The sequence below is a fragment of the Sinomonas mesophila genome, assembly GCF_001999765.1.
GTDB classification, from domain to species: Bacteria; Actinomycetota; Actinomycetes; order Actinomycetales; family Micrococcaceae; genus Sinomonas; species Sinomonas mesophila.
Genome location: NZ_KV908326.1, coordinates 146,226 through 171,782 on the forward strand (window position 1 = coordinate 146,226; position 25,557 = coordinate 171,782).

The window sequence follows — 25,557 nt, forward strand, 5'->3', positions numbered from 1 at the left end:
CCCTTGATGGGTGGCCCTGCACCGAATCGTCCTCTTCTACTGCTTCACTCCGCTCCCCGATCCGGAGGCCGTCCGGCTGTGGCAGCGCACCCTGTGCGAGGGCCTCGGGCTCACGGGCCGCATCATCGTCTCCCCGGACGGCATCAACGCCACCGTGGGCGGGGAGCTCGGCGCCGTCAAGCGCTACGTGCGCACCACGAAGGAGTACCCCGGGTTCCGCGGCATCGACGTCAAATGGTCCGAGGGAGGGGCCGAGGACTTCCCCCGGCTGTCCGTCAAGGTCCGCCCCGAGCTCGTCACCTTCGGGGCTCCGGGGGAGCTCGTCGTGGACGAGGGCGGGGTCGTCGGTGGGGGAGAGCGGCTCACGCCGCGGCAGCTCCACGAGCTCGTCGACGAGGGCCGTGCTTCGGGCCGCGAGGTCGTCTTCTTCGACGGGCGCAACGCGTTCGAGGCACAGATCGGCCGGTTCAAGGGCGCCGTCGTCCCCGACACCTCCACGACGCACGACTTCCTGGCCGAGCTCGACTCGGGCAAGTACGACGCCCTCAAGGACCAGCCGGTGGTCACGTACTGCACGGGCGGGGTCCGCTGCGAGGTCCTCACGGCGCACATGCGCCGCCGCGGCTTCCGGGAGGTCTACCAGCTCGACGGCGGGATCGTCCGCTACGGCGAGCAGTTCGGGGACGCGGGGCTGTGGGAAGGGTCGCTGTACGTCTTCGACCGGCGCATGCGCCTCGAGTTCAGCCCGGAGGCGGCCACGATCGGCAGCTGCGCCCGGTGCGAGTCGCCCGCGAGCGACTTCCACAACTGCGCCAATCCGGCCTGCCGGGAGCTGACGCTCTACTGCGCAGGCTGCGCCGCCTCGCGCGAGCCGCTCGTGTGCCCGGGCGGCTGCACGGGCGCGGACGCGCCCGCGCCCGCCGCGCTCAGGGGCGAGTGAGCCGGAAGGCGACGTTCGACGGCGCATCCCCGACGGCGGCGAAGACGATCTCGACGGTGCCCGCCTCCGGCACCGTGATGACGCGCGCGTGGGCACGGCCGCAGCCGAAGTCCAGCGCGAGCGGCACGGCGTCCCCGACGCGCACTGTCACGCTAGCGGCCCCGGGGCCCCGGCACACGAACCGCACGGTCGCCGTCCCCGCGGGGGCCGCGGCATGGAGGGTCTGGGGCGGGGTGCCCGGCCGCAGGGCGGCCGCGCCGAAGTCGAGCGACAGGCCGCTCTCGTCCGGGAGCATCGCCCGCGCCCACGATCGCAGGACGCGGCCCTCGAAGAGCTCGTCGAGCGGGGCGTTCTGCGGGTACCAGCCCCGGCCCCGGCCCTGCGCCGCCGCCGACGCCGCAGCTGCAGCCGCCGACGCGCTGGCCTCGGCCGCCGCGCTCGCGGACGCCTCGCGCTGCCCGAGGGGAGGGAGGCCGTCGTCGTACGTGTAGGCGCACCCGGTGAGCCAGGCAGCCGCGCAGGCCGAGAGCACCGCCATGGTCGCGGCTTCCGCCGCGGCGCGCGCACGACGGCGGGGACCGCTCCTGCGGAACCCGTGCTGGCTCTGACCGACCACACGTCCATTCTGCGCACGCAGCGCACCGCCACGCACGCGGCCACCACGTGCGGGCCGCCCCCGCCGGCGCGCCGCCTAGACTTTCCCGGGTGAACAGCGCAGAGCCCGTGCACCCGGCTCCCCTCGATGCCCCCGCCTCCGACCGGCCCGCGCTCCTGCGCGCGCTCGCGACGGACCTCGCGGCCGCGGGCTTCACCGTCGACGGAGTCGCGGACCTCCTCGGCCCGTCGGCCCACGCGGCCCTCGCCCGCGACCAGATCGTCCCCGCCCTCCTGGCGACCGCCCGGTCCGGCGACGACCCGCGCCGGGCCCGGCTCGCCGCCGTCGTGCGCTTCTTCCTCCTGGCCCGGCCGCTGACGGGCGGGGAGCTCGACGGCGCCCTGCCCGCCGTCCGCGCGGAGGGCCTCCTCGCGCTCAGGCTCGCCGCCCCGGACGACGGCGGCCGCCTCGCCTCCACGGTCGACCTGCGCCCGTACGCGTGGGACGCCGCCGCGGGGCAGACCGAGCTCTGGGTCGCCTCGGACCTGGCCGCGCACCAGCGCCCGGGCGTGCTGCGCGCGGACCACGTCCTCGGGATCGGCCACGCATCCGCGACGCTCGTCCAGACCACGGCCCGACGGCCCGTTGCGCGGGCCCTCGACCTCGGCACGGGCTGCGGGATCCAGGCCTTCCACCTGCTCGAGCACGCCGAGCACGTCGTGGCGACGGACGTCTCCGAGCGCGCGCTCGCGTTCACCCGGTTCAACCTCCTGCTCAACGCGCCCTCGCTCGGGATCGACCCCGAGGACCCGGAGGGCCGCGTTGAACTGCGGCTGGGGTCGCTCCTCGAGCCGGTCGCGGGGGAGCGGTTCGACCTCGTCGTCTCCAATCCGCCCTTCGTCATCACTCCGCGCACGGCGGGGGAATCGGCTGAGGAGCAGTTCACCTACCGTGACGGCGGCCTCCCCGGCGACCGGATCGTCGCGGACCTCGTCGCGGGGCTCGGCGGCGTGCTCGCCGAGGGCGGGACGGCGCAGCTGCTGGGCAACTGGGAGATCCCCGAGGGCGCCGCGTGGCACGAGCGCGTGCGCCGCTGGGTCCCCGAGGGGCTCGACGCGTGGGTCCTCCAGCGCGAGGAGCTGACCCCGGAGCAGTACGCCGAAACCTGGCTCGCGGACGCGTCCCAGCAGCGCGACCCGGCCGCCTACGAGGCCTCGTACGCGGCCTACCTCGCGGACTTCGCGGCCCGCGGCACGGCCGCGATCGGTTTCGGCGCCGTGTGGCTCCGCCGTCCCGGCCCCGGGCAGGCGCGCCTGGACCGCTTCGAGGAGCTGACCCATCCGCTCGAGCAGCCGATCGGCCCCCACTGGGCCGCCGCCGTCGGGCGTGCCGACTGGCTCGCCGCGGTGGGGGACGGGATCGCGGGGCAGCGGCTCACCGTCGCCGACGACGTCACGGAGGAGCGGCACCAGCGCCCGGGCGCCGAGCATCCCGGCGTCATCCTCCTGCGGCAGGGCTCCGGTTTCCGCCGCACGAACCTCATGAGCACCGAGCTGGCAGGCTTCGTCTCCGCGTGCGACGGCGAGCTCACGGCCGGGCAGATCGCCTCCGCCCTCGGCGCGCTCCTGGGCAGGGACGACGACGGGTTCCGCGCGGGCCTCCTCGGTGAGGCCGCGAACCTCGTCCTCGACGGATTCCTCATTCCCGCTGCGCGGGAGGGTACTGCGCGTGGCGGCGTCGCTCCTGATAGCACCGCCGCGGACCTCGCCCAATTGTGAAGAGATAGCTTGACACAATAGCGAGTGTGGCGTTAATTACACTCAACATCGGAACGACGAAAAAAGCACCATGACCGAGAAGAAGCGCAGCCCCCGCACCGAGAACCCGGTGCGGATCACCGATCCGAAGGCCATCCGGGCTCTTGCCCACGCGGCGCGGCTCGAGGCCATCAACGAGCTCTACTCCAGCCAGAAGAGCCGGACCGCCACGGAGCTCGCGGCCTTCACGGGGCTGACCCCGAGCGCCATGAGCTACCACCTCCGGGCCCTCAAGAAGTGGGGCATCGTCGTCGACGCGCCCAGCGACGGGGACGGCCGGGAGCGCCGCTGGAAGGCCGCCGGGACCGACCTCAACCTCGACACCGCGACGACCGGGCAGACCCCGGGCCTGGCGATCGTGGACATGGAGCTCGAGTCGCTCCGCCGGCGCATCGCCTCGCACGCGCGGCACCGCGAGGACGCCCTCCGCCACGGCGAGCCGGACGAGACGCCCGTCATGGTCGTCTCGGGCAACGTCCTCAAGCTCACGCTCGAGCAGCGCGCCGAGTTCAAGCGGCGCATGTCCGCGCTCCTCGACGAGTTCGAGCCCGAGGACACGCCCGGGAGCGAGGAACCCGAGGGCGCCGAACGGATGTACGTGCTGTGGTCGATGCTTCCCGAGGTGCGCGAGGGCACGGCCGCCCCCGCCAAACCGCGGACGCGGCGCACGAAGGCCGCCCCGCCCGAGGGCTGAGCGCGCGTCCCGCACGGGCGCGTGTCCACAGGCGGGACGGGCGGCGCTTGCGCTCCGGCCGCCGTCGTATGGTGAACTAGGGACTTGCGCGGCCTCCGCCGCGCCCCCAGCGCGCCCCTCAGGGCGGCCAGGAGTGTTGCAGTTTGGCGAGGAGTACCGTGGCCACGAAGGCTAGAACCGGCAAGAAGCTCGTGATCGTCGAGTCGCCGGCCAAGAGCAAGACCATCGCCCAGTACCTGGGCGAGGGCTTCGAAGTCGATGCCTCGATGGGCCACATCCGCGACCTCCCGCAGCCCTCGGACCTCCCCGCCGAGCTCAAGAAGACCTCGGTGGGCAAGTTCGCCGTCGACATCGAGCACGGCTTCGAGCCGTACTACGTCGTCTCCCCGGACAAGAAGAAGAAGGTCGCCGAGCTCAAGGCCAAGCTCAAGGACGCCGACGAGCTCTACCTCGCCACCGACGGTGACCGCGAGGGCGAGGCCATCGCGTGGCACCTGCTCGAGGTGCTCAAGCCCAAGGTGCCCGTGCACCGCCTGACCTTCCCCGAGATCACCAAGGAGGCCATCCAGCGCGCGATGGCCGAGCTGCGCGATGTCGACGAGTCCCTCGTCGACGCGCAGGAGACCCGCCGCGTCCTCGACCGGCTCTACGGCTACGAGATCTCCCCTGTGCTGTGGCGAAAGGTCGCGGGCGGCCTCTCCGCGGGCCGCGTGCAGTCCGTGGCGACCCGCCTCGTCGTCGAGCGCGAGCGCGAGCGCATGGCCTTCCGCACGGCGGAATACTGGGACCTCACGGCGACGCTGGCGCCGGCGGCAGGAAAGGGCGCGGACGACGGCGGCGCGGGGCAGAGCTTCACGGCCCGCCTCGCGTCGGTCGACGGGAAGAAGGTGGCCAGCGGCCGCGACTTCGACGACCGCGGCCAGCTCATCGCGAAGAACGCCCAGCTGCTCGACGAGGCCGCCGCGCGGGCCCTCGCCGAGGGGCTCGAGGGCGCCGACTTCGCCGTCCGCTCGGTCGAGGAGAAGCCGTACACCCGCCGTCCCGCGGCGCCGTTCACGACCTCGACCCTCCAGCAGGAGGCCGCCCGCAAGCTGCGGTTCTCGGCGCGCGTGACGATGCAGCTCGCGCAGCGCCTGTACGAGAACGGCTACATCACCTATATGCGTACCGACTCGACGGCGCTGTCCGATCAGGCCGTCACGGCCGCGCGCCGCCAGGCCTCCGAGCTGTACGGCGGCGAGTACATCCCGCGCTCGCCGCGCGTGTACGCCTCGAAGTCCAAGAACGCGCAGGAGGCCCACGAGGCCATCCGCCCCGCGGGGGACTCCTTCCGCACGCCCGCCCAGGTCGCGAAGCAGCTCTCGGGCGACGAGTTCCGCCTCTACGAGCTCATCTGGAAGCGCACCGTCGCGTCGCAGATGGAGGACGCGAAGGGCTCGACCGCGACGGTCCGCCTCGGCGCCGTCGCCGTCTCCGGTGGGGCCGCTGGGCGGGACGCCGAATTCGCCGCCTCGGGCACGGTCATCACCTTCCGCGGCTTCCTCGCCGCGTACGAGGAGGGGCGGGACGAGGCGCGGGAGGACACGGAAAACGGAGGAAGCGCGGCGGGCCAAGCGGCCTCCGGCGACGGGGGGCGCCTCCCGGCGCTCACGCAGGGCCAGGCCCTTCACGCCCTCGAACTCGCTCCGAACGGCCACCAGACGTCCCCGCCGCCGCGCTACACGGAGGCCTCGCTCGTCAAGACGCTCGAGGAGCGCGGCATCGGCCGCCCGTCCACGTATGCGGCGACCATCTCGACGATCATGGACCGCGGGTACGTGCGCTCGCGCGGCACGGCGCTCGTGCCGAGCTGGATCGCGTTCTCGGTGGTCCGCCTCCTCGAGGAGCACTTCCACGACTACGTCGACTACGACTTCACCGCCGAGATGGAGGAGGACCTCGACCGGATCGCTGCGGGCGAGCAGGCAGGCTCCGAGTGGCTCAGCCACTTCTATTTCGGCGACGACGACAACCCCGGCCTGACGCGGATCGTCAACGGCCTGGGGGAGATCGACGCCCGGGAGGTCAACTCGGTCGAAATCGCCCCGGGCATCATCCTGCGCGTGGGCAAGTACGGCCCGTACCTCGAGAAGCCGCTGCCCGAGGGTGCCCCCGAGGGCACGGCGCCCGAGCGCGCCAACGTCCCGGACGACCTCGCCCCGGACGAGCTCACGGCCGAGAAGGCGCGCGAGCTCATGGAGACGGCGGGCCCTGAGGAGCGCGTCCTCGGCACCGACCCGCACACGGGGCACACCGTCGTCGCCAAGAGCGGGCGCTACGGCGCGTACGTGACCGAGGTGATCCCGGAGCCGACCCCCGAGCAGCTCGCCGCGCAGCCGGTCGAGTACTACAAGAACGGCAAGCCCAAGCCGCCGAAGAAGCCCGCCAAGGTCAAGCCGCGCACGGGCTCGCTCTTCAAGTCCATGACCGTGGACTCGGTGACGCTCGAGGAGGCCCTGGCCCTCATGAGCCTGCCCCGCCGGCTCGGCGAGGACGCGGAGGGCAACGCCATCACCGTCCAGAACGGCCGCTTCGGCCCGTACCTGAAGAAGGGGACCGACTCGCGGTCGATCGGCAGCGAGGAGGAGATCTTCACGATCACCCTCGAGCAGGCCCTCGAGATCTACTCCCAGCCCAAGACCCGCGGCGGCCGCACCGCGACTCCGCTGCTGGCCGAGTTCGGCGAGGACCCGACGTCGGGCAAGCCGATCGTGGTCAAGGAGGGCCGCTTCGGCCCGTACATCACGGACGGGGTCACGAACATCACCGTGCCGCGCAGCACGGCCATCGAGGAGCTCACGCGCGAGCGCGCGATCGAGCTCCTCGCCGAGAAGCGTGCGAAGGGCCCGGCCAAGCGCCCGGCGTCGCGCGGCCGCTCCGGCGGAGGCCGGACGAAGGCAGGAGCGAAATGAGCGAAGAGCAGACGCACGGCACGGCGAACGGCCCTGCGACCGGCACACCGGCGGAGGACGGTGGCACCCCGCCGCACCTCGACCCGGCACCGCTCACGGAACTCGAGGAGGCCCTCGCGGCCGCCTCCGAGATTCAGGGCGGCGAGGGGGAGAACGCAGAGACGGCGCCGATCCTGGCGTTCCTCAACGGCCTCGTCTGCCTACTCGTGCCCGAGCCGGTGCCAGGCCAGACGGAGTATGTCGAGCCGCTCGTCCTGACCAACAGCGAGGGCAAGCCGCTCGTCGCGGCGTTCACGCACCGCGCGCGGATCCGGCCGGACTTCCTCGACCACGCGCCCACGGTCGTGGAGACGCAGGGCGCCGTGCTCCTGCAGAACCTCGGCACGGAGCTCGGCGTCGTGCTCAACCCCGGCAGCGCCTACGGCTTCGAGCTCAGCACGGAGCACGTCGCCGCAGTCCTGCGGGACTTCCGCCCGGCAGAGCCGGGGGAGACAGCGCCGGGAGGGGCCGGGCCGGACGAGCTCGGCGAGGGCCGGGCCGGGGAATAATGGGCTTATGCGTCTAGGCGTCCTCGACATCGGTTCCAACACCGTGCACCTACTCCTGGTGGACGCCCACCCCGGCGCGCAGCCCGTCGCGTACGCCTCGCACAAGCGCCCGCTCTCCCTGGTGAGGTTCCTCGACGCGGATGGGAGCATCAACGAGGCTGGCCAGCGCGAGCTCGTCGACTTCGTCCAGGAGGCCTGGGCGTTCGCGGGCAGGCACGACGCCGAAGACCTCCTTGCGTTCTGCACCTCGGCCATCCGCGAGGCCACCAACGGCGAGGCCGTGCTGGACCGGGTCCAGCGCGAAGCGCACGTGATGCTCCAGGAGCTCACGGGCCCGGAAGAGGCGGCCATGACCTTCTTCGCCGTCCGCCGCTGGTACGGCTGGGGCGCCGGGACGATCCTGGACCTCGACATCGGCGGGGGCTCCTTCGAGCTCGCGATGGGCCATGACTCCCTGCCCGCCGTGGCCACCTCGGTCCCGCTCGGCGCGCAGCGGCTCACCCGGGACTGGCTGCCCGAGGACCCGCCGAGCGCCAAGAGCGTCAAGGACGTGCGGCGGTACGTCAGGGACACGCTCAAGCCCGTCGTGAAGGAGTTCGCGCCGTTCGGGCCCCCCAACCTTGTCACCGGGACGTCGAAGACCTTCCGGTCCCTCGCCCGGATCGCCGGCGCCGCGCCGTCCGGCGCGGGACCCTATGTCCGCCGCGTCCTGACCCGCACTGACCTCGGCCTGTGGACGCAGCGGATCTCGGCGATGGCCGTGTCGGACCGCATCCACCTCCCCGGCGTCTCGGAGGCCCGCGCCCGGCAGCTCCTCGCCGGGGCCCTCGCAGCCGAGGCCGCGATGGAGCTCTTCGAGATCGATCAGCTCGAGATCTGCCCCTGGGCGCTGCGTGAGGGACTCATCCTCCGCCGCCTCGACCAGCTCGTCCTCGAGGGCCCGCTCGAGCCGCCCGCGCACATCGAGCCCATCCAGAGCGAGCGGCTCCGCGCCGCGCGCCTCCACCCGTCGAGGGCGCGCGCATGACCGGCGCCGAGCAGACGCCGTCGGACGCCGCCGAGGGGGAGCGCGCGACGTCGGACGCCGCGCAGTCGGCGACCGCTGAAGCCTCACGCGAGGCGGAGGACCGCCACATCCCCGTGGCCCTCTCGAGCGCGTCGGTGTACCCGCTGAGCATTCACGACGCGTTCGCTGTCGCCTCCGACCTCGGCTTCGACGGCGTCGAGGTCATGGTCACGAACAACGCCACGAGCCAGAAGGCGGACGAGCTCATCCACCTGGCGGAGCGCTACGGCCAGCCGATCGTCTCGATCCACGCCCCGACCCTCCTGCTGACCCAGCAGGTGTGGGGAGCGCCGTGGAACAAGATCAGCCAGTCGTGCAAGATGGCGCTCGAGGTCGGCTGCGACACGGTCGTCGTCCATCCCCCGTTCCGGTGGCAGGGTGCCTACGCCGAGACCTTCGCCCACGGCGTGCGTGATCTCGCGGAGGCGTTCGGCGTCCGGATCGCCGTCGAGAACATGTACCCGTGGCGTGTCCGCGGCCGCGAGACTCTCGCCTACCTCCCGCACTGGGACCCCGTCGGGCAGGGGTACAGCGACGTGACGTGGGACTTCTCGCACGCCGCGACCGCACGGGAGGACAGCCTCGCGGCGCTCAAGGCCCTCGGCAGCACGGTGCGCCACGTGCACCTCACCGACGGCTCGGGGCGGACCTTCCGCGACGAGCACCTCGTTCCAGGCCGCGGCACGCAGCAGGTGGCCGAATGCCTGCAGTACCTCGCGGGCAACGGCTTCGAGGGCGCCATCGTGGCTGAGATCAGCACGCGCAAGGCCCGGGCCGCCGGGGACAGGGAGCGCCTGCTCGCCGAGACCCTCGAATTCGCCCGCACGCACCTGGGCCAGACCGTCTCACGGTAGGCCGCCGGGCCGCGTCGTGCGGATGGCCACGCCGCCCAGTGCCGCTCGGCCCACATGCAGAGGCTTAAATGCAGAACGCCGGGACGGTTCTGCAGGAAACATTGGGGGAAATCTCCTGCACCGCCCCGGCGCCTGGGACCGATCCGGTGAACCGGATCGGTACCATCACTCGCACCTAATGAGTGGTTCCACGATACGCCCGCGTTCCAGAGGGACGCCACGAATTTGGCTGAGAGTACCCTGTGAAGCCGAGCCGCTGGCATCGCGACGGCGCATGCCCGCGACCACATGCGAAGGGCACCGGCAGCGGGGGAAGGCGGGGACCGATCCCATGCTGCCAGTGCCCGTGCGGCGGATCCGGGGAGACCCGCCGCTTCCATCACTCGCACCCTGTGAGGTGATCACCACCCTACGGAGGGCGCATGGGGGCATCCCGGACGAATCGTGGGAGCAAGCTGGGAATGCGCGTCGCTGCCTCGGCTGGCAGGATGGAGGGCATGACCAACAAGATCGCGTTCCTTGGCTGCGGATCCATGAACGAAGCCATCATGGCCGGCCTCCTGGCCTCGGGGGTCCACGCCACCGACGTCGTGGCCACCGTGCGCCGCTCCGAGCGTGCCGCCCAGCTCGCCGCCAAGCACGGCGTGACCGTCATCGCCACGAGCGAGGAGGAGGAAGCGAACCTCGAGGCCGTCCGCGGCGCTGGGGTGGTGATCCTTGGCGTCAAGCCCGTCGGCATCGCAGACCTCGCCGCGTCCATCGCCCCCGCACTCTCGCCCTCGGCCGTCGTCGTGAGCGTTGCCGCCGCGGTCTCGATCGCCCAGCTCGAGCGCGCGCTGCCCGAGGGGCAGCCCGTGGTCCGCACGATGCCGAATACCCCCGCGCGCGTGGGCCGCGGTGTCGTCGCCATCGCCGGCGGCACGCACGCCGGCCCCGAACACATCGCCCGCACGACCGAGCTCTTCTCCGCCGTCGGCGTCGCGGTGAGGGTGCCCGAGGACCAGATCGACGCCGTCTCCGCGGTGAGCGGCTCCGGCCCCGCCTACGTGTTCTACCTCGCCGAGGCGATGGCGGCCGCGGGGGAGGCCCTCGGCATCGACCCGGAGCTTGCCCTCGTCCTCGCGCGCGAGACCGTGGTCGGCGCCGGGCTCATGCTCGCCGAGCCGGGCGCGGACCCGTCCGCCCTGCGCCGCGGGGTCACGAGCCCGAACGGGACCACCGAGCGCGCGATCGCCGTCTTCGACGAGCGCGGACTGCCGGGCATCATCGCCGACGGGGCCAAGGCGGCGACGGCGCGCGCCCAGCAGATCAGCGTCGACCTCGGCTGAAATCGCCCCAGCACCGGCCGCGGCAGGGGGCAGGCCCCCGCGGCGGCCTCCACCCCGTCACGGGCCAGCCCTTCGACTCGCCCGTGCCGCCGGGGTCTGGATGGCCTGGCGACCCCGCGACCGCGGACACGCCCGTCGCGCGCTCGGCGTCCGACGCCGCGCGTCTGGCAGCGGCCGCAGCGACCGTGGGCGAGGTCGACGCGCTGAGCTCGGTCTGCCGCGCCTGCCCGCGACTCGTCGAGTGGCGGGAGGCCGTGGCCGTCTCGGGCCGCCGTGCCGCCTTCGCCGAGCAGCCCTATTGGGGACGGCCAGGCCCCTCCTTCGGCGACCCGTCAGCGCAGAAGCTCATCGTCGGCCTCGCGCCTGCGGCCAACGGCACCAACCGGACGGGGCGGATGTTCACCGGGGACCGCTCCGGCGACTGGCTCTACGCCGCTCTCCACCGCACGGGCTACGCGAGCCAGCCCGTGTCGCTGGCCGCGGGGGACGGCATGGTGCTGACAGGGGTCCGCATCGTCGCGTCGGTGCGCTGCGCCCCGCCTGCGAACCGGCCGACGCCCGCCGAGCTCGCCGCCTGCGGGCACTGGCTCGACCGGGACCTCGCCCTCACTGCTGCCTCGCCGCAGGGCCTCGTCTCGGTGCTCGCCCTCGGCGGCATTGCCTGGAACTCCGTGCTCGCCGCGGTCCGGCGCCTGGGCTGGGACGTGCCGAAGCCCAAGCCCGCGTTCGGGCACGGGACCGAGGTGCTGCTCGGCCTCCCGGGCGAGGGCCCCACGGGACGCGGCGCTGTCCGACTCCTCGGCAGCTACCACGTGAGCCCGCACAACACCTCCACGGGGCGCCTCACCGCGGAGATGCTGGACGCCGCCCTGCTGCGGCTGTGATGGGCCTACGGCCTCGCGGCGAAGCGCTCGAGCAGGTCCACGTGTCCCGAGACGATGAGCATGTCCCGGCTGCTGACCTTCGTGTGCGGCTGCGCGTAGGTGAAGTCCTCGCCGGGACTCTTGACGCCGACGATCGTCACGCCGTATTTCGAGCGAACCTGCGACTCGGCGAGCGTGAAGCCCTGCGTCTCCTTGGGCGGGTACATCTTGACGATCGCGAAGTCGTCGTCGAACTCGATGAAGTCCAGCATGCGGCCGCTCACCAGGTGCGCCGCGCGCACCCCGGCGTCCGCCTCCGGGTAGATCACGTGGTTCGCCCCGATGCGCGTCAGGATCTTCCCGTGCGAGGGAGTGATCGCCTTGACCCACAGGTGCTCGATGCCGAGGTCCACGAGGTTCGCCGTGATGAGCACCGAGGACTCGATCGAGGTCCCCACGCCGACGACGGCGGACTGGAACTCCTGCGCGCCGAGCTGGCGGAGGGCGTCGATGTTGGTCGCGTCCGCCTGGACGACGTGCGTCAGGGTCCCGGACCACTTCTGGACGAGGGACACGTCGCGCTCGATCGCGAGGACCTCTCGGCCCTGCTTGACGAGCTGCTCGGCTGTCGCCGAACCGAACCGGCCGAGCCCAATCACGAGCACGGGCACCGAGGGATGCGGGCGGCGGCTCGCCGGGCTGGCGCTGGGACTGGGACTGGGACTAGCCAATGATCGGCCTCTCTTCCGGGTAGTGGTAGAGCTGGATGCGCTGCCGGACCGTCAGCGCCGACGCGAGCGTGATCGTGCCGAGGCGGCCAGCGAACATGAGCGCCGAGAGGACATAGGCGCCCGCGGGCGGGGCCTCGGCGCTGAGGTTCGTGCTGAGGCCGCACGTCGCGAACGCCGAGATGACCTCGAACATGATCCTGTCCAGGGGCTCCGCCGTGATCGCCGCCATGAGGAAGCAGCCGACGAGGACCATGGTCGCGCCAGCGACGATCACGGAGATGGCCACGCGCAGGGCGCTCTCGGGGATCGTGCGGCCGTAGGCCTTGACGTCCGCGTCGCCGCGCACCTCGGCCATGATGGCCAGGAACATGACGGCGATGGTGGTGACCTTGATGCCGCCGCCCGTCGACGCGGACCCTCCTCCGGCGAACATGAGGGCGTCGGTGAGCAGGAGGGTCGTGCCCTCCATCTGGTTCTGGTCCACGAGGTTGAACCCGCATGAGCGGGTCATGACCGAGGCGAAGAACGCGTGCAGGATCTTGTCGCCCGCCGTCATGCCCGCGATGGTGCGCGTGTTGTCCCACTCCATCCAGCCCCACAGGACGGCGCCGAGGACCACGAGGATGGCCGAGACCTGGATCGTGAGCTTCACGTGAAGGCTCCAGCGGGACCACCGCAGCCCCGCCTGGCGCAGGCCGAGGATCACGGGGAAGCCGAGCGAGCCCACGAAGGCCCCGATCATGAGCGGCCCGAGGATCCACAGGTCCTCCTCGTACGGGACGATCCCGTCGGAGTGCGGCGTGAATCCGGCGTTGTTGAAGGCGGAGACCGAGTAGAAGACGCCGTGCCACAGCGACTGCCACCAGCCCTCGCCGAGCGTGAGGAACCGGCCCGTGAGGACCACCGCGAGCGTCCCCTCGATCACGACCGACGTCACGATCACGACGCGCAGGAGCTCGCCGACCTCGCCGAGCCGGCTCGAGTTGTTCAGCGCCTCCTGCGCGATGAGCTTGCTGCGCAGGCCCAGCCGGCGGGACACCATGAGGGTCAGGAGCGAGGCGATCGTGAGCGTGCCCAGACCGCCGACGAAGACCCCGAGGAGGATCACGAGCTGCCCGAAGAAGGTCCAGTGCACCGCCGTCGAGACCACGGTCAGGCCGGTGACGCACACGGCGGAGACGGCGGTGAACAGGGCCTGGTGGAGCGGGGTGACCTCGCCGCTCGTGGCCGAGATCGGCAGCGAGAGCAGGGCGGTGAAGACGAGGATCACAGTGGTGAACGCGAGCATCGCCAGCCTGGCCGGCGACGAGGCCGCGACCCGGTCCACGAAGTCGCGCAGGCCTGTGAGGGGACCGAGCCCCTCGCGCTCGGGCGCAGGCTCCCACACCTGCGGGGTCTGTGCCATGGGGTGCGTGTCCCTCCGACATCCTCGCCGCCCGAGGATGTGGGCGGCCACTATCTGTCTCAGTAAACCACCCCGGCGGCCCTCCCGCGGCACCGTGCGCACGACGGCGACCGCCCGCCGTCGTGCGCCTCCCGCCGGGCGCCTTCAGCCAGTCGGGTAGCCTTGCAGCATGTCCGATCCCGCAGCGCAGCCGGAGGCCGCCGGCCACCCCAGCGCCGCGGCACCCCAGGACAGTCACCGGACCAGGATCGCGTGGAGCGAGGAGCTCCTCGCCTACGACTTCGGCCCCCAGCACCCCATGAACCCCGCCCGGCTGGACCTCACCGCCCGCCTGTGCCGCGAGCTCGGCCTCTTCGGCCACCCGTCCGTGCACGTCGCTGCACCGCACGTGGCGGACGACGCCGAGCTGGGCACCGTGCACACGCGGGAGTACATCGCCGCGGTGCGCCGCGTGAGCGAGGACCCCGCGCAGGCGGCCCCCGAGCGGGGGCTGGGCACCGACGACGACCCGGCGTTCGCCGGCATGCACGAGGCGAGCGCGCGGATCGTGGGCGCGTCCCTCGAGGGGGCCGAGGCGATCCTCGACGGGTCCGCCCTCCACGCCGTCAACTTCGCCGGCGGCCTGCACCACGCCGCCGCGGACCGGGCGAGCGGCTTCTGCATCTACAACGATGCCGCCGCCGCGATCCGACGCCTCCTGGACGGCGGCGTCGGGCGCGTGGCCTACATCGACATCGACGCCCACCACGGCGACGGCACGCAAGGCATCTTCTGGGACGAGCCGCGCGTCATGACCATCTCGCTGCACGAGAGCGGGATGAGCCTGTTCCCGGGGACCGGCTTCGCGAACGAGACGGGTGGGCCCGGCGCGCCCGGGACGGCCGTGAACGCCGCCCTCCCGGCGCGGACCCGCGACGCCGGGTGGCTGCGCGCCTTCCATGCGATCGTCCCGCCGCTCGTCGGGGCGTTCCGGCCCGAGGTGATCGTGAGCCAGCACGGCTGCGACACGCACGGCCTCGACCCGCTCACGAACCTCGCCGTCTCGGTCGACGCCCAGCGCGCGGCCGCCCTGTCCATCGCCTCGCTCGCGCGCCGGTTCTGCGAGGGGCGCTGGCTCGCCACGGGCGGGGGAGGCTACGAGCTCGTCGAGGTCGTGCCGCGGGCGTGGGCGCACGTGGTGGGGATCGCCGTCGGGCGTCCCCTGCAGCTGGGCGCGCCGACGCCACCGGCGTGGCGGGACTACGTGCACGAGCGCTACGGCCGCTCCGCTCCGGCGACGATGGGGGAGGGCGCGGACCTGTGGTGGCGCTCCTGGGACGTCGGGGTCGACCCGAACGACGCCCTCGACCGCTCGATCATGGCCACGCGCAGGGAAGTCTTCCCGTTCCACGGGCTCGACCCGTGGTTCGACTGACGCGGGCGTCGGCTGGCCCCGCTGCCGTGCCTGCGGCGGGGGCATGCGCGCGGACGGACACATGCAGAGGAATGGGTAGGCTGGGGATATGGTGACAGACATCTTCGCCGTCATCGCGGACCGGACGCGCAGGGACATCCTGGACACGCTGCGCACGGGCGACAAGGCGGTCGGCGAGCTGGTCGAGGCCCTCGAGGCCAGCCAGCCCACGGTGTCCAAGCACCTCAAGGTCCTGCGGGACGCGGGCCTCGTCACGACCCGCGCGCAGGGCCAGAAGCGCTACTACGCGCTGCGCATCGAGCCGCTCGGGGAGGTCGGCGGCTGGATCGCGGGGCTGCGTACGACGGCGGGAGCCCCGGCGCCCGCTGCCGTCGCGCCGGGCGCTTCCGTCGCCGAGCCTCTTGCCGAGAGTCTCGCCGAGACAGCGGCGACGGCCGACGACGAGCGGCCGGGCGCCGTCGTCGGCGAGCATCCGCGGCCGGAGTCTGGCGCCGCCGCCCCTGGCGTGAGCGGGCCCGTGCCCGCGGCCGCGGACGAGAGCCGCCCCGCGCAGATCCAGCGGACCGTCGAGCGAACGGTCGAGCGGGCCGCGGCGCGTGCGACGGAGCTCATGGCCAATCTGCCGAAGTTCGGCCGGCGCCGGTAGCGCGTCCGCCCGGCCGGGCGGACACCCGCGGGTCGTTGTACCCGGAACGCCGGATCGGCGTCGAGATCTGCACCAGGAACGCCGAAAGGGCGTCGGGATGCGTACCCGAAACATCTCCCGGAGGGTCAGGGGCGGGGGTGGGCTATCGCCGTCGTGAGGCGGTGGGCCTCGGCCAGGAGGAGCTCGCCGAGCTCCTCCCGCCGGCCGAGGCGGAAGCGGGGCTCGATGCCCGTGAGCGAGAGCGCCCAGGCGGGGCGGCCCGCAGGGTCGAACACCGCCGCCCCGAGGCCGTACGAGCCCTCCACGACGAGGCCGGGGTTGACCGAGTACCCGAGCTCGCGGGTCTCGGCCAGCCGCTCCCGCAGCGGCCCGGCGGCGTGGGCGGGGCCGAAGAGGGCGGTGCGCTCGGCGTCGTCCGCGATGATCGGCTCGGCCTCCTCCTCCGGGAGGAACGCGAGGATCGCGAGTCCGGCCGAGGCGACCCCGAGCGGGAACCGCACCCCCTCGTAGAGCACGAAGGAGCGGACGGGGAAGCTGCCCTCCTCGCGGGCCAGGCACACGGTCTCGTCGCCGCGCCGGATCGAGAGGAACGCCGACTCGCCCGTGGCCTCGGCGAGGCGGCGCAGGGCGGGGCGGGCGAGGTGTTCGACGGCGAAGCGGCCCGCCGCGACCGTGCCCATGACGTACAGCTCGGGCCCGAGGTGCCAGCGGCCCGAGTCCTCGTCGAGGTCGAGGAGCCCCTCGGCAGCGAGGGCGCGCAGGAGCCGGTGGACGGTGGGGCGGGTCAGGCCGGACGCGCGGACGATCCCCGCGAGCGAGAGCCCCGCGCCACCCGTGCGCGCGACGATGCGCAGCAGCTGGGCCACCCTGCCCACGACCTGCGTCCCCTGGACCTCCGCCACGCGACCGCCTTCCCCGGAATGGACCACAATGTGGACAGTCTACGATCCCCGGGAGAGCGCGTGCCGAGTCCTGAACCCGGCGCGCTAGCCCCGGCCGACCGTCGAGGCCCGTACCACGAGCTCGGGCTTGAACACGACCTGCCGCGGCTCGATCGACGGGTCGGCGGCCTCCTCGCGCAGGATCCGCACGGCGGTCTGGCCGATCCGCTCGCGCGGCTGGCGCACCGAGGACAGCGGCACGACGGCCGCCGAGGCGAAGTCGATGTCGTCGTAGCCGACGATTGCGACGTCCTCGGGCACCCGCAGGCTGCCCTCGCCCATGAGGGCCTGGAGGACCCCGATCGCCACCAGGTCGTTGCCCGCGAAGATCGCGTCGGGCCGCTCGCCGGCGGGCCTCGCGAGGAGCTCGAGCGCCGCGCGGCGTCCGTCCGCAAAGCCGAGCCCCGGCGTCTCGACCGCCTCGACCCGGGCGTCCGGGATGGCGTCGGCCTCCTCCCGCGCCCCGGCGAGGCGGTCGCGCATCTGCTCGAGGCCGAGTGGGCCGCCCACGAACGCGAGCCGCCGCCGGCCCAGCCCGAGCAGGTGCCGAGCCGCGAGCCGGCCGCCCTCGACGTCGTCGACCGCGACCGAGCTGAGCGCGCGCGTGCCCGCGGTCCGGTCCACGAGCACGGCCGGGGTCCCGGCGGCGCGGAGCCGCTCGAGCCGCTCGCCCATGTCCCCGATCGGGGACATGAGCAGGCCCAGGACCCGCTGCGTCTCGAAGTAGTCCACGTGCGCGGCCTCGCGCTCGGGGGACTCGTCGCTGTTGGCCATGACGACCGAGAGCCCGTCCTGCGCGGCCTCGTCCTCGGCGCCGCGCGCGACGTCGGTGAAGAACGGGTTCCGGACGTCGAGCACGACGAGGCCGATGGTGGTCGAGCGCCCGGCGCGCAGCTGCCGGGCGGCGTCGTTGCGGACGAAGCCGAGCTCGCGGATCGCGGCGTGGACCCGCTCGACCGTCGCGGCGCGGACGATGTCCGGCCGGTTGAGCACGTTCGAGACGGTGCCCACCGAGACTCCCGCGCGCTCGGCGACGTCGCGGATGCTCGCCGAGCCCGGGGCAGCCGGGACGTGCGGGGTGCGCGTGCTGCTCATGCTGGGAGACTACCCCCTTCCCCCTGCGCGGCATCGGTCCGCGGGCTCGCCGGGGCCGGCTCCTCGCGGACGACGGCGGCGCCTCCCGCCGCGACGATCCCGCCGAACGCCTCGCCCGAGAGCAGCTCGGTGCCGGTCGCGGCGAGGGGCAGGTCGCGGTCCGTGTGGTTGAGCGCGAAGAGCCAGCCAGTGCCGTCCGTGCCGCGGCGGCGCACAAGCTCGAGCCCGGGCTCCACGGGGCGCGCGCCAGCGCCCGCCGTGTCCGACGCGCCCGCCCAGGCTGCGGGGGCGACGCCGGACTCGGCCACGAGCGCGTCGACGAGCGAGGCGAGGCCGGCCGCGTCCGGGCGGGTCGCCAGGTACCAGGCCGCGCCCGAGCCCACCTCGCGCCGGGTGAGGGCCGGCACCCCGGCGAGCGGCCCGCCGTCGACCTTCCGCACCGCCGTCGCGCCCTCGAGCCGGAGGTCCTCGGCCCACAGCGTCGCGGACGTGCCGTCGTCGAGCGCGAGCGCCTCGCCCGCCAGGAGCGGGAAGAACTCCTCGCTCCGCACGCCGAGGAGCTCCCGGAACGCCCCGGGGTAGCCGCCGAGGCGCACGCGGTCGTCGGGGTCCACGATCCCGCTGAAGTAGGTCACGAGGACGGTGGCGCCGGCCTCGGCGGCGGCGGCGATGCGCCCCGCGGCGTCGTCGTGGACGAGGTAGAGCGTGGGGACGAGGACGAGGGAGTAGCCCTCGAGCCTCTGGGAGGGGTGCACGAGGTCGGCCGTGATGCCCCGCCGCCACAGCTCGCGGTGCAGCGCGCGCACGAGGTCGAGGTAGCGCACCTCCTGGCTCGGGTGCGAGTCGAGCTCGGCGGCCCACCACGCCTCGTAGTCGACGACGATCGCGGCGCGGGACTCGACGCGGCTGCCCACGACCTCCTCGAGGCGGCGCAGCGCGCCGCCGAGCGCGACGACCTCGCGCCACACCCGGGAGTCGGTCCCCGCGTGGGGGACCATGGCCGAGTGGAACTTCTCCGCGCCGGCGGCGCTCTGTCGCCACTGGAAGAACATGACGGCGTCGGCGCCGCGGGCCACGTGCGCGAGTGAGTTCCGCAGCATCTGGCCAGGGAGCTTGGGGCGGTTGCGGGGCTGCCAGTTCACGGCCGAGGTCGAATGCTCCATGAGCATCCACGGCGCGCCGCCCGCGACGCCGCGCGTGAGGTCGGCGCTGAAGGCGAGCTCGATCTCGCTCTCCGGGTCGGCGGCGACGAGGTAGTGGTCGTTGGCGACGACGTCCATCGCGGGCGCCCAGTTGAAGTAGTCCAGGAGCTTGGTCGCGGACGTGGCCATGAAGTTCGTTGTCGCTGGGATGCCCGGCGCGGCCTCGGCCAGGACGGCGCGGAGGGCGAGGTAGAAGTCCTTGAAGGCCCACGAGCTGAAGCGGTGGAAGTCGAGCTGCTGGGTCGGGTTGAGTTGGGCCGGGGCTGCGCGGGGCGGCTCGACTTCGTCGAAGGACGCGTAGTGCTGGGACCAGAAGGCCGTGGCCCAGGCGCGGTTGAGCTCCTCGACGGTCCCGTAGCGGCGCTCGAGCCACGCGCGGAAGGCCGCGGCGTCCTCCTCGCCGTAAAAGTGGCTCACGTGGCAGCCGAGCTCGTTGTCCACGTGCCACAGCGCAAGGGCGGGGTGGTCGCGGTAGCGCTCGGCGAGGGCGCGCGTGATGCGCAGGGCGTGCTCGCGGTAGGCGGCGGCGTTGGGGGAACAGTGGCGCCGGGACCCCTGGCCGAGCACCGTGCCCTCCGCCGTGACCGGGAGGATCTCGGGATGCTTGCGCACGAGCCACGCGGGCGGGGCCGCCGTGGGCGCGGCGAGGGCCGCCTTGATGCCGGCCGCGGCGAGCCGGTCCACGACGGCGTCGAGCCAGGCGAAGTCGTAGCTGCCCTCCTCGGGCTCGAGCAGCGCCCACGCGAAGATGCCCACGCTCACGAGGCTCACGCCCGCCTCGCGCATGAGCGCGATGTCCTCGATCTGGACGTCCTCGGGCCACTGCTCCGGGTTGTAGTCGCCGCCGAAGGCGATGCCCGCTGGGAAGGTGCGCAGCGTGGCGAGTGAGGCGTGCGGGGGACGCGCCGGAAGGGGCGGGGGAACCGGTGCCATGTGTTCCTCTCGGGAGGCCACGGGCCCGGCGGAGGGGCTCCTGCCCGTGGAGCGGTCACGGGTTTCGGCTCCGGGAATTTCTCGGAAAACGCTTGCCCGTGATGGGTACCTCAGTTATTGTAACGATTCAGAGTGGTCCACGCCACAGTGGAGCAGGCCACCCGCACCCATTCGAGCAAGGAGGCTCCCATGATCAGCAGAAGGTCCTTCCTCACCACCGTCGCCCTCGGTGCCGGCTCCGCCGTCGCCCTCTCCGCGTGCGGCGGGGGCGGCTCCTCCGCCGGCCAGACCGGCAGCGCCGGGAACCCCGTGACCATCAACTACACGTGGTGGGGCAACGACGATCGCGCGGAGCGCACCCGCAAGGCCATCGCCCTCTTCGAGTCCAAGAATCCCGACATCAAGGTCAACGGGAACTTCACCGACTTCGCCGGCTACTGGCAGAAGCGCGCCACCGAGGCGGCCGGCGGCGGCCTCCCGGACGTCATGCAGTGGGACCTCTCCTACCTCCGGGACTACGCCCAGCGGAACCAGCTCATGGACCTCGGCCAGCTCAGGATCGACACGAGCGGCTTCGAGAAGACCCTTCTGCCCTCTGGCCAGATCCGCGGCAGGCAGTATGGCATCCCCACGAGCACCAACGCCTTCGCCGTCTACTACGACCCGGCCAAGCTCGCCGAGATCGGCGTCGCCGAGCCGGGCGGCACGTGGACGTACTCCGAGTACAAGGCCTGGCTCGCCGAGGTCGGCACCAAGGGCGGCGGCAGGTACTTCGGCAGCACCGACTTCACGGGCATCTGGTGGCAGTTCACCATCTGGCTCCGCCAGCGGGGCATAGAGGCCTTCACCGAGGACGGCAAGCTCGGCTTCTCGAAGGACGACCTCAAGCAGTGGTGGAGCCTCGCCGGCGACCTGCGAGGCACGGGCGCCATCGTCCCGGCCGACCGCGCCGTCCAGCTCAAGCCCAAGAGCCCCTTCGGCTCCAACGTCTCCGCCTCGGAGAACACGTGGGACAACTTCATGGCCGGCTACCTCAAGGACTCCGGCGCGAAGGAGCTCAAGCTCGTCCCGGTCCCCTCGGACGACGCCGACGATCTGGGCCTGTTCCTCAAGCCGACGATGCTCATGGTCGCGAGCGCCAAGACCAAGTTCAAGGACGCCGCCGGCCGGTTCATCGACTTCATGGTCAACGACCCCGAGGTCGGCCAGATCTTCAAGACCTCCCGCGGCGTCCCCGCGTCCAAGACCCAGCGCGAGGGCACGACCTTCGAGGGCGCCGACAAGGCCGTCGTCGACTACGAGACCTCGATCGCCAAGTACCTCAAGGACGCCCCGGAGCCGCCCATCGTCGGCTTCGGAACGCTCGAGGCCGCGTTCCTGCGGGTCAACGAGGAGCTCAACTACGGCAAGCAGACCGTCGACAGCGCCGTGGACCAGTGGTTCAAGGAAGCCGAAGACGTCATCAAGCAGAACTCCTGAGCCTGCCCAGGACCCCTCCCACAGCGACCCCCCGACCTAGGAACCTCTCGTGACACTGACCCTGACCCGACGCAGGGGCGTGGAGACCGCCCCGCCGGCCCGCCGAGCCGGCCAGCGGGGCGCGGACATCCGCGCCGGATACACGTTCCTGCTGCCCTGGCTGCTGGGCTTCATCCTCCTCGCGGTGGGGCCCATGCTGTCCTCGCTGTACCTGTCCTTCACGGACTACAACCTCTTCGAGGCGCCCACGTGGATCGGCCTCGAGAACTACACCGACCTCTTCGCCGACGACCGGTTCCTCCAGTCGGTCCAGGTCACCCTCTCCTACGTGGTCTTCGGGACCCCGCTCAAGCTCGCCGCCGCGCTCGCCGTCGCCCTCCTGCTCAACAACGCGACGCAGGGCCAGGGCTTCTACCGCTCGGCCTTCTACGCGCCGAGCCTCATCGGCGCGTCGGTCTCGATCGCGATCGTGTGGAAGGCGATGTTCGGGGACGACGGCCCCGTCGACCAGGGCCTGGGCTTCTTCGGCATCCACCTCGGCGGCTGGGTCGGCAACCCGTCCATGACGATGCCGATGATGATCCTGCTCACCGTGTGGCAGTTCGGCGCCCCGATGGTCATCTTCCTCGCGGGCCTCAAGCAGATCCCGACGGAGCTCTATGAGGCGGCGTCGATGGACGGCGCCGGCCCCTGGCGGAAGTTCGTGAACATCACGTTCCCGATGCTCTCCCCGGTCGTGTTCTTCAACCTCCTGCTCGAGACGATCCACGCGTTCCAGATCTTCGCCTCGGCCTACATCATCTCCAACGGCGAGGGCGGCCCGGCCGGATCGACCCTCTTCTACACCCTCTACCTCTACCTCAGGGGCTTCAGCGACTTCAGGATGGGCTACGCGTCCGCGATGGCCTGGCTGCTGGTGATCGTCGTCGGCGTCATCACGCTCCTGTTCTTCCGCACGTCGAAGTCCTGGGTCCACTACGGCGGTGACGCACGATGAGCACCATGACCCCTACGAGGCGGGAAGCGATGTCCGCACCGAGCACGGTCCCCGCGGCCGAGTACAGCACCACGGCCGAGTACAACCCCAAGCCGGAGACCACGCTGGGCCGGACCCTGCGGTCGGTGGCCTTCCACACCGCGGCCCTCGCGCTCGTCGCCGTCGTGCTCTACCCGGCGCTGTGGATGATCACCTCCTCGCTCAAGCCCAACAGCGAGATCATCGGCAACCCGGCCCTGTGGAGCGAGAACTTCAGCCTCGACAACTTCGTCACCGCGCTCGACGGGATCGGCGGCGTCACGACCGCGCAGTTCTTCACGAACTCGCTCATCCTCGCCGTCGGCTCCGTGATCGGCACCGTGCTCTCGGCGTCGGTCTCCGCCTACGCGTTCGCCCGGATCACCTTCCCCGGGCGGAGCATGTTCTTCGGGATGATGATCGCGACGCTCCTGCTGCCGTTCCACGTCGTGATCATCCCGCAGTACATCATCTTCCAGCAGCTCGGCCTCGTGGACACCTACGTCCCGCTGCTGATCGGCAAGTTCCTCGCCGCGGACGCGTTCTTCGTGTTCCTCATGGTCCAGTTCATGCGCAACCTGCCCCGCGACCTCGATGAGGCGGCCCGCATCGACGGCGCCGGGCACGTGCGGATCTTCGGCTCGATCATGCTCCCGCTCATGAAGCCGGCGCTCATCAGCTCCTCGATCTTCGCGTTCATCTGGAGCTGGAACGACTTCCTCGGCCCCCTGCTGTACCTCAACACGCCGGAGAAGTACCCGCTCCCGCTCGCGCTGCGCCTCTTCGTGGACCAGACGCAGAGCTCGGACTACGGGGCCATGATCGCCATGAGCGTGCTCGCGCTCCTGCCGGTGCTCGCGTTCTTCCTCGTGTTCCAGCGCTACATCGTCGAGGGTGTCTCGACCCAAGGGCTCAAGGGCTGACATGGCCGCCGCAGCCCGCGCTGACCGTCCCGGTTCGCACCGTCCCGCCGGCCGCATCCCGCGGCCGGCGGGCGACGCCGTCGTCAACCGCTTCGCCCTCTTCTCCGAGATGCTGCTCGGAGGGGTGATCGTCCTCGTGCTGTCCCTGCCGCTCGTCACGGCGCCGGCCGCGTTCGCCGCCGGCGCCGAGCAGCTGCGCCGGCACCTCGAGGGCCGCGCGGACTCCCCGCTCGTGCTCCTGCGGCTCTTCCGCGAGGCGCTCGCGGACACGTGGCGCCTGGGCGCGGCGACCGCAGGGGCGGGCGCCGTCGTCGTGCTCAACCTCCTGCTCGCGCTCACGGGCATGCTGCCCGTGCGCGGCCTCGTGCTGCCGGCGACGGCGGTGCTCGCCGCCGTGCTCCTCGTCGCCTTCCTGCGCACGACGGCGTCGTGGCGCCCCGAGCGCGGATGGCCGGCCGCGCGCGCCGAGGCCCGGGCGATGCTCGGGCGCGACTGGACCGGGAACGTGCTCCTGGCCGCCGCGGTGGGCCTCGCGGCCGTGTTCGTGTGGATGCTGCCGGCGCTGCTCGCCGTCGCCCCGGGGACCCTCGTGCTCGCGGCGGTGTCCGTCCGCTACCGGGCGCTGTCCCGGTCGGCGTAGGCGGCGTGCGCCCCGACCCGCGCCTCGCCGACGACCCTGCCCGGCAGCGCTGGCACCATGTGCTGCGCCTGCGCGACTATCGCCTCTACCTCGTCCTCCAGCTCGTGGCCTCGGCCGGCGTGTGGATCCAGCGCCTCGCCCAGGACTGGCTCGTCCTGCAGCTCAGCGGCAGCCCGGCCGCCGTCGGCGTGGCCGTCGCCGCGCAGTTCATCCCCATGCTCGTGCTCGGGCCAGCGGCCGGCGTGCTCGTGGACGCCCTGCCCAAGCGCCGAGTCCTCGCGTGGACTCAGGGCATCGGCCTGAGCCTCGCGGCGGCCCTCGGCATCCTGGCCGCCATCGGCCAGCTCGGGCTCCCCGCCGTGTACGCGAGCTGCGTGCTCCTCGGCGTCGTCGCCGCCGTCGACGGCCCCGCCCGGCAGGTCCTCGTGAGCGACGTCGTCGGCGACGCGATGCTGCCCACCGCCGTCGCCCTCAACAACGCCATGGGCCAGCTTGGCGCGATGCTCGGCCCCGCGCTCGGCGGGCTCATCCTCGCGGGGCCGGGCGCGGCGGCCGCGTTCGGGGCGAATGCCCTGTGCGGGGTGGCGGGGATCGCCCTGCTGCTGTCGCTGCGGAGCCCGGCGCTGCGCCTCCCCGCCTCGCGGAGGACGGGGACGCGGACGACGGCGCCGCCCGGCCCGGGCGGGGACGGCGCCGCTCGCTCGGGGAGGGCGCCTGCGATCCTGGCCGGGACCGTGTACATCCTCCGGCGGCCAAGGCTGCTCGCGACCGTCGCGCTCTCGGGGTGCATGGGGGCGTTCGGCATGAACGGGCCCGTCGTGCTGACGGCCTTCGCCGAGGACGTGTGGCACAGCGGTGCCGCGGGCTTCGGCCTGTACAACACCGTCGCGGCCGTGGGTGCGGTGGCCGGGTCCCTGCTCGGGGCCCGGCTCCGGCTCACGACCCAGCCGCGGCTCGTCCTCGCGGCCGCCGGCTTCGGCCTGGCCCAGGGAGCCGCGGCGCTCATGCCGACGGAGGGGCTCTTCGTGGCCGTGCTCGTCCTGGTCGGGGTCGCGACCCTCGTGTACCTCTCGGCCGCCGGGACGAGCGTCCAGCTCGCGGCCGAGCCCGCCGTCCGGGGCCGCGTCATGGCCGTGTACCTGCCGCTGCTCATGGGTGGGCACGCCCTCGGCGGCCTCCTGACCGGGTGGCTCACGGAATGGCTCGGCGTGCGTGCGGGGCTTGTTGCGACGGGAGCCCTCGCGGTGTTCGCGGCGGGTCTGACTGCCGCGGCGCTGTGGCGGCTGCGCCGGTCTGCGGGCAGGTTTCCCCAGAACTAGACTCTGGGCGGCGGGGTGCCGGGGGATTCTCCCGGTGTGTCGGCCACGGCGGGGCGCTTTTTGTGGGGAAACCTGCACGGCCTGAGGCGTCCGACCGCCGCCATGCGGATGACAGTAGCGTCCGATGACCGGACCGCGGCGGACGGAACTCCCCGGCT

At 72.6% G+C, this 25,557-nt stretch carries 22 protein-coding genes; 16 read left to right on the forward strand and 6 right to left on the reverse strand.

What is annotated here, in order from left to right; translation table 11 throughout:
- Window positions 1-10: 10 nt before the first annotated feature.
- Window positions 11-940 (forward strand): oxygen-dependent tRNA uridine(34) hydroxylase TrhO, encoded by a 930-nt coding sequence (gene trhO, locus BV907_RS07080; protein WP_077489022.1) that lies wholly within the window; start codon window positions 11-13, stop codon window positions 938-940.
- Here the strand turns inward: trhO and BV907_RS07085 are convergent.
- Window positions 927-1,556: a hypothetical protein gene (locus BV907_RS07085; RefSeq protein WP_139346652.1), complete on the reverse strand. Its 630-nt coding sequence runs from the start codon at window positions 1,554-1,556 to the stop codon at window positions 927-929. The two genes, trhO and BV907_RS07085, sit on opposite strands and share 14 nt — an antisense overlap.
- A gap of 89 nt (window positions 1,557-1,645) precedes the next feature.
- On the opposite strand from BV907_RS07085, the gene BV907_RS07090 reads away from it, so the two are divergent.
- The 8 genes from BV907_RS07090 (at window position 1,646) to BV907_RS07125 (ending at window position 11,677) form a co-directional block, all read left to right on the forward strand.
- Window positions 1,646-3,313 (forward strand): DUF7059 domain-containing protein, encoded by a 1,668-nt coding sequence (locus BV907_RS07090; RefSeq protein WP_077489024.1) that lies wholly within the window; start codon window positions 1,646-1,648, stop codon window positions 3,311-3,313.
- Window positions 3,314-3,383: 70 nt separating this feature from the next.
- On the forward strand, window positions 3,384-4,046 hold the full coding sequence (locus BV907_RS07095; RefSeq protein WP_077489025.1) for an ArsR/SmtB family transcription factor: 663 nt from the start codon (window positions 3,384-3,386) through the stop codon (window positions 4,044-4,046).
- Between the two features lie 158 nt (window positions 4,047-4,204).
- A complete protein-coding gene (topA, locus tag BV907_RS07100) occupies window positions 4,205-6,997 on the forward strand; it encodes a type I DNA topoisomerase (protein ID WP_077489026.1) in 2,793 nt (930 codons plus the stop codon).
- Window positions 6,994-7,545, forward strand: a complete 552-nt coding sequence (locus BV907_RS07105; protein ID WP_077489027.1) for an SseB family protein — start codon at window positions 6,994-6,996, stop codon at window positions 7,543-7,545. Before topA ends, BV907_RS07105 begins: the two co-directional genes overlap by 4 nt.
- A 7-nt stretch (window positions 7,546-7,552) precedes the next feature.
- On the forward strand, window positions 7,553-8,572 hold the full coding sequence (locus BV907_RS07110; protein ID WP_077489028.1) for a Ppx/GppA phosphatase family protein: 1,020 nt from the start codon (window positions 7,553-7,555) through the stop codon (window positions 8,570-8,572).
- Window positions 8,569-9,465 carry a sugar phosphate isomerase/epimerase family protein gene (locus BV907_RS07115; RefSeq protein WP_077489029.1) on the forward strand — a complete coding sequence of 299 codons (897 nt, stop codon included), beginning with the start codon at window positions 8,569-8,571 and terminating at the stop codon, window positions 9,463-9,465. The genes BV907_RS07110 and BV907_RS07115 overlap by 4 nt, the downstream gene beginning before the upstream one ends.
- Window positions 9,466-9,962: 497 nt before the next feature.
- Window positions 9,963-10,793, forward strand: a complete 831-nt coding sequence (gene proC, locus BV907_RS07120; protein WP_077489030.1) for a pyrroline-5-carboxylate reductase — start codon at window positions 9,963-9,965, stop codon at window positions 10,791-10,793.
- Window positions 10,794-10,876: 83 nt separating this feature from the next.
- A complete protein-coding gene (locus BV907_RS07125) occupies window positions 10,877-11,677 on the forward strand; it encodes a uracil-DNA glycosylase (RefSeq protein WP_217697899.1) in 801 nt (266 codons plus the stop codon).
- A 5-nt stretch (window positions 11,678-11,682) separates the two neighbouring features.
- Here BV907_RS07125 and BV907_RS07130 read toward each other — a convergent pair whose 3' ends face one another.
- Together BV907_RS07130 and BV907_RS07135 are read right to left on the reverse strand one after the other, a co-directional pair.
- Window positions 11,683-12,321: a potassium channel family protein gene (locus BV907_RS07130; RefSeq protein WP_077489106.1), complete on the reverse strand. Its 639-nt coding sequence runs from the start codon at window positions 12,319-12,321 to the stop codon at window positions 11,683-11,685.
- Window positions 12,322-12,379: 58 nt separating this feature from the next.
- The gene (locus tag BV907_RS07135) at window positions 12,380-13,792 is read right to left on the reverse strand and encodes a TrkH family potassium uptake protein (protein WP_077489031.1); all 1,413 of its coding nucleotides are present in this window, start codon (window positions 13,790-13,792) and stop codon (window positions 12,380-12,382) included.
- A 169-nt stretch (window positions 13,793-13,961) separates the two neighbouring features.
- Here BV907_RS07135 and BV907_RS07140 point away from each other — a divergent pair, with 169 nt between their 5' ends.
- A complete protein-coding gene (locus tag BV907_RS07140; RefSeq protein WP_077489032.1) occupies window positions 13,962-15,206 on the forward strand; it encodes an acetoin utilization protein AcuC in 1,245 nt (414 codons plus the stop codon).
- Between the two features lie 88 nt (window positions 15,207-15,294).
- Window positions 15,295-15,852 (forward strand): ArsR/SmtB family transcription factor, encoded by a 558-nt coding sequence (locus tag BV907_RS07145; protein WP_077489033.1) that lies wholly within the window; start codon window positions 15,295-15,297, stop codon window positions 15,850-15,852.
- Window positions 15,853-15,977: 125 nt separating this feature from the next.
- Here BV907_RS07145 and BV907_RS07150 read toward each other — a convergent pair whose 3' ends face one another.
- The 3 genes from BV907_RS07150 to BV907_RS07160 all read right to left on the reverse strand — a co-directional run bounded on the left by BV907_RS07150 (window position 15,978) and on the right by BV907_RS07160 (window position 20,023).
- Window positions 15,978-16,754 (reverse strand): IclR family transcriptional regulator, encoded by a 777-nt coding sequence (locus BV907_RS07150; RefSeq protein ID WP_077489034.1) that lies wholly within the window; start codon window positions 16,752-16,754, stop codon window positions 15,978-15,980.
- A gap of 84 nt (window positions 16,755-16,838) precedes the next feature.
- Window positions 16,839-17,888 carry a LacI family DNA-binding transcriptional regulator gene (locus BV907_RS07155; RefSeq protein ID WP_077489035.1) on the reverse strand — a complete coding sequence of 350 codons (1,050 nt, stop codon included), beginning with the start codon at window positions 17,886-17,888 and terminating at the stop codon, window positions 16,839-16,841.
- Window positions 17,885-20,023 carry a beta-galactosidase gene (locus tag BV907_RS07160; protein WP_077489036.1) on the reverse strand — a complete coding sequence of 713 codons (2,139 nt, stop codon included), beginning with the start codon at window positions 20,021-20,023 and terminating at the stop codon, window positions 17,885-17,887. The genes BV907_RS07155 and BV907_RS07160 overlap by 4 nt, the downstream gene beginning before the upstream one ends.
- A 189-nt stretch (window positions 20,024-20,212) precedes the next feature.
- On the opposite strand from BV907_RS07160, the gene BV907_RS07165 reads away from it, so the two are divergent.
- From BV907_RS07165 to BV907_RS07185, 5 genes are read left to right on the forward strand one after another with little or no spacing between them, the layout of a single operon-like run.
- Window positions 20,213-21,502 (forward strand): ABC transporter substrate-binding protein, encoded by a 1,290-nt coding sequence (locus BV907_RS07165; protein ID WP_077489037.1) that lies wholly within the window; start codon window positions 20,213-20,215, stop codon window positions 21,500-21,502.
- 55 nt (window positions 21,503-21,557) lie between these two features.
- A complete protein-coding gene (locus BV907_RS07170; protein WP_245827842.1) occupies window positions 21,558-22,499 on the forward strand; it encodes a carbohydrate ABC transporter permease in 942 nt (313 codons plus the stop codon).
- 29 nt (window positions 22,500-22,528) lie between these two features.
- The gene (locus tag BV907_RS07175; RefSeq protein WP_139346653.1) at window positions 22,529-23,440 is read left to right on the forward strand and encodes a carbohydrate ABC transporter permease; all 912 of its coding nucleotides are present in this window, start codon (window positions 22,529-22,531) and stop codon (window positions 23,438-23,440) included.
- 1 nt (window position 23,441) lies between these two features.
- Window positions 23,442-24,080: a hypothetical protein gene (locus BV907_RS07180; RefSeq protein ID WP_077489040.1), complete on the forward strand. Its 639-nt coding sequence runs from the start codon at window positions 23,442-23,444 to the stop codon at window positions 24,078-24,080.
- Between the two features lie 5 nt (window positions 24,081-24,085).
- Window positions 24,086-25,399 carry an MFS transporter gene (locus BV907_RS07185; RefSeq protein ID WP_245827835.1) on the forward strand — a complete coding sequence of 438 codons (1,314 nt, stop codon included), beginning with the start codon at window positions 24,086-24,088 and terminating at the stop codon, window positions 25,397-25,399.
- The last annotated feature ends 158 nt before the right edge of the window (window positions 25,400-25,557 follow it).